Source organism: Comamonas sp. BIGb0124 (assembly GCF_003752175.1).
Taxonomy (GTDB): domain Bacteria; phylum Pseudomonadota; class Gammaproteobacteria; order Burkholderiales; family Burkholderiaceae_C; genus Comamonas_F.
This window is the reverse complement of sequence record NZ_RJVF01000014.1, coordinates 360,280-369,694: the sequence shown is the minus strand read 5'-3', so window position 1 is coordinate 369,694 and position 9,415 is coordinate 360,280. Positions and strand designations below refer to the sequence as shown.

Here is a 9,415-nt window from a genome sequence, read left to right as displayed (position 1 = left end):
GACCTTGCTACGGATCCGAGACCTCCCCACCTCGCCAACCACTCCCAAAAGAGCAGCCTTGCGTTGAAGGGAGGCGAATTATGGCATGGAAAAACCGCGCTATCCCGATCGACGCCAATTATTTGAGGAAATGTGAGCAAGGCGAGGCCCAAGCCGGCTGGCGCCCTGCTCCGCCCTTGCCCCGAGATGAAATCAGGGGCCAGGAAGCAGGAAGCAGGAAGCAGGTTCAAGCTTGTGGCTGCATGTGTTCCTCCGTATTCATCGGACGCAGTCACGCGCGGGAGAACCATTCAGCGCTATCTGCGCGGCCAGTCCGGCTACCGTCCAGCCTGCCCCTGTATCGCGCTTCGACTCGTGCCCGCTCCATAGAGATGGCGATCACGATCGAGAAGATCGCTCTCTACTCTTTAGATAGGGGGCAAGGGATGGGGAGCGAACCGGCGTAGCCGACCAGCCCGGCGGGTCCGCCTGCCGGCCGAATCCAGGCCGGCTCATGGCCGACCGGCCCGTTGTGCCTGTGCACTGGAAAGCGGTCGCGGGTGCGGCGCACCGATAATGCCGACCATGGCACTGATCACATTAAACGACGCACAACTGGCTTTCGGCCATGTTGCCCTGCTGGACAAAGCCAGCTTTTCTCTGGAGGAGAACGAACGTGTGGGCTTGATCGGACGCAATGGCGCCGGCAAGTCTTCGCTGCTGAAGATTCTGGGTGGAATGGAAAAGGTGGACGACGGCACCCTGCAGTACCGGCAGGATCTGCGCCTGGCCTATGTGGCCCAGGAACCGCAGCTCGATGCGTCGCATACCGTATTCGAGTCGGTGCGCGAAGGCCTGGCCCCGCTGATGGCGGTGCTGGACCAGTACACCAGCGGCGAAGGCGACCTGGATCGCCTGCAGACGCTGATCGAAGCCCAGGACGGCTGGAACTGGCTGCAGCGCGTCGAAGAAACCCTGCAGCGCCTGCACCTGAATCCCGATGCGCTGATCTCCAGCCTGTCTGGCGGGACGCGCAAGCGGGTGGCCCTGGCTCAGGCACTGATCCAGCAGCCCGACGTGCTGCTGCTCGACGAGCCGACCAACCATCTGGATCTGGACTCGATTGCCTGGCTGGAAGAACTGCTGGTGGGCTTTGGTGGCAGCCTGGTCACGATCACCCATGACCGCGCCTTTCTGGATGCGGTGTCGACCCGCATCGTCGAGCTCGACCGTGGCTTGCTGCGTTCATACCCGGGCAATTTCGGCCGCTATCTGGTGCAGAAGGAAGAGCAGATGGCGCAGGAGGCGGTGATCAACGCCAAGGCGGACAAGCTGCTGGCCCAGGAAGAGGTCTGGATTCGCAAGGGCGTCGAAGCCCGGCGCACACGCAGCCAAAGCCGCATCGGCCGGCTGGAGGCCCTGAGAAACAACCGGGCCCAGCGCCGCGATGCAGTGGGACGGGTGAAGATGGAGCTGACCTCGGGCCAGCCCAGCGGCAAGATCGTGGCCGAACTCAGCCAGGTCAGCAAACGCTATGGCGACAAGGTCATCGTGCAGGACTTCAGCACCACCATCCTGCGCGGCGACAAGATCGGCCTGCTGGGCGCCAATGGCGCGGGCAAGACCACCTTGCTCAAGATGATCCTGGGCGAACTGCAGCCCGACAGCGGCCAGACCCGTCTGGGCACCAACATGCAGGTGGCGTACTTCGATCAGATGCGCGACGGCCTGAATCTCGATGCCACGCTCGAGGATTTCATCAGTCCGGGCAGCGAATGGGTCGAGATCAACGGCCAGCGCAAGCATGTGAAGAGCTATCTGAGCGATTTCCTGTTTTCGCCGGCCCGTGCGAATGCACCGGTCCGCACGCTCAGCGGGGGCGAACGCAACCGCCTGCTGATGGCGCGCCTGTTTGCCCGTCCTGCAAATGTACTGGTGCTCGACGAGCCGACCAACGATCTGGATATCGACACGCTGGAACTGCTGGAAGACCTGCTGCAGGACTACCCGGGCACCGTGTTCCTGGTCAGTCACGACCGGACCTTCGTGGACAACGTCGTGACGAGCATTCTGGCTTGCGAGTCGACGCCCGAGAACCCGGGTGCCTGGCGCGAGTACGAAGGTTCGGTGCAGGACTGGTTGACGCAGTCGCAGCGCTCGGGTGTGCTGAGCCGTCAGGCGCAGGCCGCGTCGCCCGTGCCGGCGTCGATGCCGGCGCCCGCCCCGGCCCCGGCTGCAGTGCCGGTGCCAGCCGCTCCGCCCGCCGAGGCTGCGCGCAAACGCAAGCTGAGCTACAAGGAGCAGCGCGAGCTCGACGCCCTTCCTGCCCAGATCGCGCAACTGGAGCAGGAACAGCAGATCCTGGAGAAGGAACTGCAAGGCGGCCAGCTCTACGGCAAGGATGCGGGCCGGGCGGCGCAGGTGAGCGCACGCATTGCCGAGATCGAATCCGAGCTGATGGCGGCGCTGGAGCGCTGGGAAAACCTGTCAGCGTGACAGCCTGTCGGCTGTCACGACCGGGCAGCGACACCTGACCATACTGGCGGCAACATGCACGCAAGCCGCCTTCTCCATCTGCCCGTCCCTTCGCATCGGCAATCGCCAGGTTCCGGGCTGGACGGCGTGGCGAAGGGCCTATGGGCCATCACGGCCATGAACCTGGCCCGCATGCGGCGGCTCTGGATCGCCGGATTGGCGCTGGCGATGTTGGCCGGTTGCTCGAGCCTGCCGCGCGATGTCGAACGGCCCGTCAGCCATGCGCTGTCGCAGCCCCAGCAAACGAAGCTGGGTCAGTGGGTGCAGGAACGGCGGCCGGCCACGGCGCGCAGCCGGGACTCGGGTTTCCAGTTGCTGGGATCGCCCGAGACGGCATTCGCCAGCCGCATCGCACTGATCGAGGCCGCTCAGAAGACGCTGGACATCCAGTACTACGCGATCCACGCCGATGCCACCACCGACGAACTGGCCACGGCACTGGTGGCGGCAGCGGCGCGCGGCGTGCGCGTGCGTATCCTGCTCGACGACTTGAACACGGCGGGCAGCAATGCACAGGTGCTCAAGCTGGCGCTGGTGCCGCGCATCGAGGTGCGGCTGTTCAACCCCCTGCCCGGCTCGCGGCAGTCGCAGATGCTGCGGCTTCTCGACGCGCTGCATGACTTCGAGCGCATCCAGCGGCGCATGCACAACAAGATCTTCGTGGCCGACAACAGCGTGGCCATCACGGGTGGCCGCAACCTGGGCGAAACGTACTTCGGTCGCGGCACGGGCAGCAACTTCGTCGACATCGACGTGCTGGCGGCAGGCCCCGTGGTGGGCGATCTTTCGCGCAGCTTCGATGCGTACTGGAACAACCCGCTGTCGTACCCGGTTCAATCGCTGAAGACACGCGAAGAGCTGCAGGCCCTGGGGCAAGGGACCGCACCGCAGCCCGCCTTGCTGTCGGCCCTGGGCTCGGGCCAGGACGACACGCCGGATCCCGACACGCCGCCGGCCGACACGCCCGCCGAGCGGAAGGTCGTTGCAGAGGTGGCTCGCAGCCTGGATCTGCGGCAACTCAAGCTGACATGGGCGCCGGCACTGATGATGGTCGATACGCCCGACAAACTCGATCCGGAACACGACACCAGTCAGGAGCCGACGACGGTCGAAGGCCTGATGGGGCTGATGGGCAGAGCGCAGGGCGACCTGCTGATCGTGTCGCCCTATTTTGTGCCGGGCGAAGACATGATGGCGCTGTTCGAGCGCCTGCGCCAGCGAGGCGTGCGCATCCGGGTGCTGACCAATTCACTGGCCTCCAACGATGCACCGGTGGCGCATGTGGGCTACGCACGCTACCGCAAGGCACTGCTGCGCATGGGCATCGAACTCTACGAGATGCGGGCGGAGCAGCCGACACGGCTGCGTGGACTGGGTTCGTCGGGCAGCCAGATGACCAGCCTGCACGCCAAGCTGGTGGTGATGGACGGCCAGGTGATCGTGGTCGGTTCGATGAATCTGGATTTGCGCAGCCATTTGCAGAATACCGAAGTGGCACTGCTCATTCGCAGCCGGCAACTGGCGGCGCAGGCCACGGCGACGATCGAGCCGACGCTCTCGTCGGGCGCGTACCGGCTGACGCTGGACGACAACCGCATCCATTGGCAAGCGCCGCCCGGAGTGACCCAGCCGGAGGGCTGGGGCGAACCCGACGCCAGCGCCCCCTTGCAACTGCTCCTAAAGATCATCGGGCCGCTGGCGCCCGACGAGCTGCTGTAGGCAGGGCCACGGGCGCTACGGAATCGGGCGTGTGTGCGACACGCCGCTCAGCGGCGTGCACGCGTCATGTCGACGATGCGGTCGCGCAGATCGTTGGCCAGGGCGCGCCTGTCGCGGCCCTGGGCCGTTTCGGCTTCGCCATAACGCACCACGGCGCACAGGCCGGTTTCGCTCAGGGTGCGCCAGACGGATGCGCCCAGGCTGTCGTCGCCCACATAGATCGGCGCCGGGCTGGGCCGACCGGTGCCCCGATCGACATAAGCCAGGGCCACCGGCCGCACCGGCAAGCCCGTGGCGACCACCGACTGCAGCAGGTTGGCATGAAACGGCAGCACCTGCGTGCCGTCGCTGGTGGTGCCTTCCGGAAAGACGGCGACCACCTGGCCTTGCTGCAATGCGTCGGCCATGGCGTGCACGACACGCTGCGCGTCGCGCCGCGAGCCCCGCTCGATGTAGAGGGTGCCGGCCCCGGTGGCCAGCGGGCCGACCAGCGGCCAGTCGCGCACGTCGTCCTTCGAGACAAAACGACAGTACCGGCTGGCGTGCATGACCAGGATGTCCAGCCAGGAAATGTGGTTGGCCACCAGCAGCACCGGTCCCTGAACCGATTCGGCCCCCTGTACCTCGAGCGTGATGCCCATGCGCGCGAGCATGGCCTGGGCCCATTGCTGGACGGCGGCTTCGCGCTCGGGCTGGCTCATGCGGCCGAAGTGGCGGCGGATCGTCCACCAGCCGTGCAGGGCATGGCCGAGCACACGCACCAGGCGCCCGCTGGCGCGCAGAAACTTCATCGCCATGGGGCGGGACTCCTCTGGAAAACCGGAATGAACGATGCGAGTGGGCGCATGGACGGCAGGGGCTCGGCCTCGGCGGCTAGGCAAGCTGCCGCAGGAATTGTTCGAGGATGACGCAGGCTGCGCCCGCATCCGCATCGCGGGCCCCCTGGGCATGGGCCTCGGTGGTGCTGTAGCGCTCGTCGACGGTGTAGACGGGCAGGCCGAAGCGGCCGTCGAGCTGGCGGGCAAAGCGCGTGGCGGCCCGGGTCATCTCGTGCGGCTGGCCGTCCGGGTGGCACGGGATGCCGACCACCAGCGCATCGGGTTGCCACTCGGCGATGAGGCGGGCGATGGCGGCAAAACGGGCATCGCCCTCGACCTTGAGCGTCGGCCGGGGCTGGGCCTGGGACAGCAGCCGGTTGCCCGTGGCCACGCCGGTCCGCTTGGGCCCGAAATCGAAAGCCAGGAAGGACTGGTGGGCGGTGGACGCAGCGTCGGCGGCGAGCAAACTCATGACGGTTTCAGCATGGGGGCGACGGCAAGGTCGGGACGGCAGAAGGACAGCGGGGATGCCGGCGCTCAGGCGTGGCCGACCTGCTGGGACAGCATGTACTCGCTGATGCCCAGCAGCGACAGGGCCCGGCTGTAGCGCAGCTCGACCGGCGTGTCGAAGATGATGGAGGCATCGGCGTTGACGGTGAGCCAGTTGTTCTCGGCCAGTTCGGACTCGAGCTGGCCCTGGCCCCAGGACGCGTAGCCCAGCGAGACCAGCATCCGGCGAGGACCGGCACCCGATGCGACGGCTTCGAGCACGTCGCGCGAGGTGGTCATCTCCAATCCGCCGCCGGGGATGCGCAGCGTGGAGGCGTAGGCCGATTCGGCTTCGTCTTCAGCGGGCTCCACGGACTCGGGCGCCTCGGCGGCCAGCGTGATCGGCGAGTCGCTGGAAGGCGCCTGCGGTTCGCCGCCGTCGGGTGCGGTACGGGTCCCTTGCAGGTCGGCATCCTGCGGCGGGGACACGGTTTCGTCGGTCCCCTGCTGCTGCGCCATGGCCTGCTCGATCAGCTTCTCGACCTCTTCGGTCACGCGCTGGCGCAGGCGGCCGCGGTGCACACGCACGGCGGCAACGCCGGCCACCAGCCCCTCGGACATGGCGTCGTGCAGCACAAAACCGTGCTCGGTCTGGACCGGACCGCCCTGGAAGACGGGCTGATCGGCCAGGTCGGGGCGGCGCATGGGCAGCTCGACCTTCTCGAACAGATGCTTGAGGCTGAAGTCGCTGGGCTTGTTGATCATGAGCCCGAGGGCGCCGTTCTCATTGTGCTCACAGAGATAAACGACGCTCTTGCCGAACAACTCGTCCTCGAGGCCAGGCATGGCAATCAGGAAATGGTTGGTCAGGTTGATCGAATCGGCAGGGGATGGCGCAGGCGCTTGATGATCGGGCATGCCGCGATTTTAGTTCGCCGGCGCGGGCAGGCTCCCGGACAGGGAATATCCGGCCCTCCGGCGCTTGCGCTCTCGTCCGGCACGGCGCTGCCGACTTCGGCCCGACAATCGGGCCACCTTCGTGTTTCTGCCGCCCCGGCAGCCTCTGTCTTCATGTCCCCTGCTCACTACGCCACCGGCCTGATGTGGTTCCGCCGCGACCTGCGTTTGCACGACAACGCGGCCCTGCACCATGCGCTGTCCCAATGCGACCGTCTGCACGCGGTGTTCGTCTACGACACCGACATCCTGGACGATCTGCCGCGGCAAGACCGGCGGGTCGAGTTCATCGTGCACAGCGTGGCGGAACTCGACGCCGAACTGCGCCGGCGTGCGGGCGATGCGCAGGCGGGCCTGATCACCTGCCACGGACCTGCCGCCTCGGAAATTCCCCAGTTGGCCCAATCGCTGGGCGTTCAGGTGGTGTGGGCCAGCCACGACGACGAACCCTCGGCCCTGAGTCGCGACTCGCGGGTGCTGGGTGCACTGGCCGATCTGGGGATCGCGTTCCACACGGTGAAGGACCATGTGGTGTTCGAACGCAGCGAGGTGCTGACGCGTGCAGGCACGCCGTACACCGTCTTCACGCCCTACAAGAAGGCCTGGCTGCAGCGTCTGGCCGACGAACCCCAGGCGCTTCATCACTATCCGTCGGAGCAGGACGACTATGGCCGCCTGCTGCCGCGCCCTCCACGCTGGCAGACGGCGCGGTCGCTGGCCGACCTGGGCTTCGAGCCGACCAACCTGAGCGAGCTGCCGTTGCCCGCCGGCGAAAGCGGCGGTGCGCAACTGTTCTCGGAGTTCCTGCAGCATCGCATGGCCGACTATCACGCGACGCGCGATTTTCCGGCCGTGAAAGGACCGAGCTACCTGGGCGTGCACCTGCGCTTCGGCACGGTGTCGGTGCGGAGCCTGGCACGCGAGGCCTATGGGCGCCATCAGAAGGGTCAGGAAGGCGCTTCGGTCTGGCTGAGCGAGCTGGCCTGGCGCGACTTCTTCCACCAGATCCTGGCCCACTTTCCGCACGTGGTGGGCCACGCATTCAATCCGGCCTACGACGCCATCCGGTGGGCCCACGGCAAACACGCCGATGCGACTTTCGAGGCCTGGTGCGAGGGCCGCACGGGCTACCCGCTGGTGGATGCCGCCATGCGTCAGATCAACAGCACGGGTTACATGCACAACCGCCTGCGCATGGTGGCGGCGTGTTTTCTGGTCAAGGACCTGGGCATCGACTGGCGGCGCGGCGAGGCGTATTTCGCCCGGCTGCTGAACGACTACGATCTGGCGGCGAACAACGGCAACTGGCAATGGGCGGCCTCGAGCGGCTGCGATGCGCAACCCTGGTTCCGCATCTTCAACCCGGTCCGGCAGAGCGTGAAGTTCGATCCCCAGGGCAAGTTCATCCGCCGCTATGTACCGGAAGTCGCCGGGCTCGACGACAAGATGATCCACACGCCCTGGCTGGCCTCGCCCATCGAACGCGAGTCGGCCGGGCTGTCGGGGTCGGACTACCCGGGCCCCATCGTGGACCACGACGAGGCGCGCGAACGCACCCTGGAACGTTATGGCGTGCTGCGCCGGCAGCGGGAAGAAGGCTAGGCCAGGGACGCCGGCTGCGGACTCAGATCGCCATCATCTCGAAATCGTCCTTGCGCGCGCCGCACTCCGGGCAGGTCCAGTTCATGGGCACGTCGGCCCAGCGGGTGCCGGGAGCGAGGCCGTGTTCAGGGTCGCCTTCGGCCTCGTCGTAGATCCAGCCGCAGGTCAGGCACATCCAGGTCTTGAAGTCGGTATCGCTCACAGGGATTCTCGTGGTCTTGGGGCTGCGGCCTCCGGGCGGCGCGAACAGCCTAATAGAATGAACTTCATTCTATCGAGCGGCCCGGCGCCGTGCGCCATCCCGGCGCCGGCCGAGCGGCCACTCCCCTGCGCATGACCGAATCCCAAAAGCCCCACGTTGCCCCCACCGACGAGATCCTCGACGACGAAGAACTGAGCCCTGCGTGTGTGATGACGTTCAACGCCGGCGACCCCAGTGGCGCAGGCGGTCTCACGGCCGACATCGCCAGCATGATGTCGGTGGGCGCTCATCCTCTGGCGGTGACGACGGCGATCTACCTGCGCGACACCGCCGAGATCTTCGAACACCATGCGCTGGACGACGAATGGGTCAGCCAGCAGGCACGCCATGCGCTCGAAGACATGCAGGTCCAGGCCATCAAGGTGGGTTTCCTGGGCTCGGCCGAAAACGTCAGCATGGTGGCCGAGCTGGCGACCGACTATGCCGAGGTGCCGCTGGTGGCCTACATGCCCAGCCTGAACTGGTGGGACGGCAGCGAGGCGGACAGTTACTACGACGCCTTCTTCGACCTGCTGCTGCCGCAGACCAGCCTGCTGATCGGCAGCCACGGCACGCTCTCGCGCTGGCTGCTGCCGGACTGGCCGCATGAACGCAGGCCCTCGGCCCGCGACATCGCCAAGGCGGCCAGCACCCAAGGCGTGCCTTATGTGCTGGTGACCGGCATCGCGCAACCGGGCCAGTACACGGACAACCAGTTGGCGACACCCGAAACCGTGCTGGCCAGCAAGTCGTTCGAGCACTTCGAAGTGATCTTCACGGGTGCCGGCGATACGCTGTCGGCGGCCATGACGGCGCTGGTCGGTTCCGGCTGCCATGTGGAAGAGGCCTTCGAGGAAGCCCTGACCTACCTGGACCAGGCGCTTCACCACGGCTTCCGCCCGGGCATGGGCCATGTCGTTCCGGATCGGCTATTCTGGGCGCAGCCCGAGAGCGAAGACCCCGACGGCGGCGAGTCTCCCGGCCTGGCCACGGCGCAGGACTTCGAGCTGCCCGACCACGACACGCGCCACTGAGCGCCTGCAGCCGGCTGGCACTGCTCGCCGGATCTCCGCCT

Annotated in this window: 7 protein-coding genes and 2 pseudogenes; 4 read left to right on the top strand and 5 right to left on the bottom strand. The window is 66.7% G+C overall.

Annotation, left to right across the window (positions count from 1 at the left end; translation table 11 throughout):
• Window positions 1-564 precede the first annotated feature (564 nt).
• Both EC845_RS19690 and EC845_RS19685 read left to right on the top strand, forming a co-directional pair.
• Entirely contained in the window at window positions 565-2,475 is a 1,911-nt protein-coding gene (locus EC845_RS19690; RefSeq protein WP_123299867.1) for an ATP-binding cassette domain-containing protein, read from the top strand.
• Between the two features lie 156 nt (window positions 2,476-2,631).
• Window positions 2,632-4,233 carry a phospholipase D-like domain-containing protein gene (locus EC845_RS19685; RefSeq protein WP_123299825.1) on the top strand — a complete coding sequence of 534 codons (1,602 nt, stop codon included), beginning with the start codon at window positions 2,632-2,634 and terminating at the stop codon, window positions 4,231-4,233.
• Between the two features lie 47 nt (window positions 4,234-4,280).
• On the opposite strand, the gene EC845_RS19680 is transcribed toward EC845_RS19685, so the two are convergent.
• The 4 genes and pseudogenes from EC845_RS19680 to EC845_RS19665 all read right to left on the bottom strand — a co-directional run.
• On the bottom strand, window positions 4,281-5,024 hold the full coding sequence (locus EC845_RS19680) for a 1-acyl-sn-glycerol-3-phosphate acyltransferase (protein WP_123299866.1): 744 nt from the start codon (window positions 5,022-5,024) through the stop codon (window positions 4,281-4,283).
• Between the two features lie 82 nt (window positions 5,025-5,106).
• A complete protein-coding gene (ruvX, locus tag EC845_RS19675) occupies window positions 5,107-5,523 on the bottom strand; it encodes a Holliday junction resolvase RuvX (protein ID WP_123299824.1) in 417 nt (138 codons plus the stop codon).
• A 65-nt stretch (window positions 5,524-5,588) separates the two neighbouring features.
• Window positions 5,589-5,921, bottom strand: a pseudogene (locus EC845_RS22695) (YqgE/AlgH family protein); the annotation flags it as partial.
• Between the two features lie 237 nt (window positions 5,922-6,158).
• Window positions 6,159-6,386: pseudogene (locus tag EC845_RS19665) on the bottom strand (YqgE/AlgH family protein); the annotation flags it as partial.
• Between the two features lie 225 nt (window positions 6,387-6,611).
• Here EC845_RS19665 and EC845_RS19660 point away from each other — a divergent pair.
• The gene (locus EC845_RS19660; RefSeq protein ID WP_123299823.1) at window positions 6,612-8,099 is read left to right on the top strand and encodes a deoxyribodipyrimidine photo-lyase; all 1,488 of its coding nucleotides are present in this window, start codon (window positions 6,612-6,614) and stop codon (window positions 8,097-8,099) included.
• Between the two features lie 22 nt (window positions 8,100-8,121).
• Here EC845_RS19660 and EC845_RS19655 read toward each other — a convergent pair whose 3' ends face one another.
• A complete protein-coding gene (locus EC845_RS19655) occupies window positions 8,122-8,274 on the bottom strand; it encodes a rubredoxin (protein WP_123299864.1) in 153 nt (50 codons plus the stop codon).
• A 158-nt stretch (window positions 8,275-8,432) separates the two neighbouring features.
• On the opposite strand from EC845_RS19655, the gene EC845_RS19650 reads away from it, so the two are divergent.
• Window positions 8,433-9,374, top strand: a complete 942-nt coding sequence (locus EC845_RS19650; protein ID WP_123299863.1) for a bifunctional hydroxymethylpyrimidine kinase/phosphomethylpyrimidine kinase — start codon at window positions 8,433-8,435, stop codon at window positions 9,372-9,374.
• The last annotated feature ends 41 nt before the right edge of the window (window positions 9,375-9,415 follow it).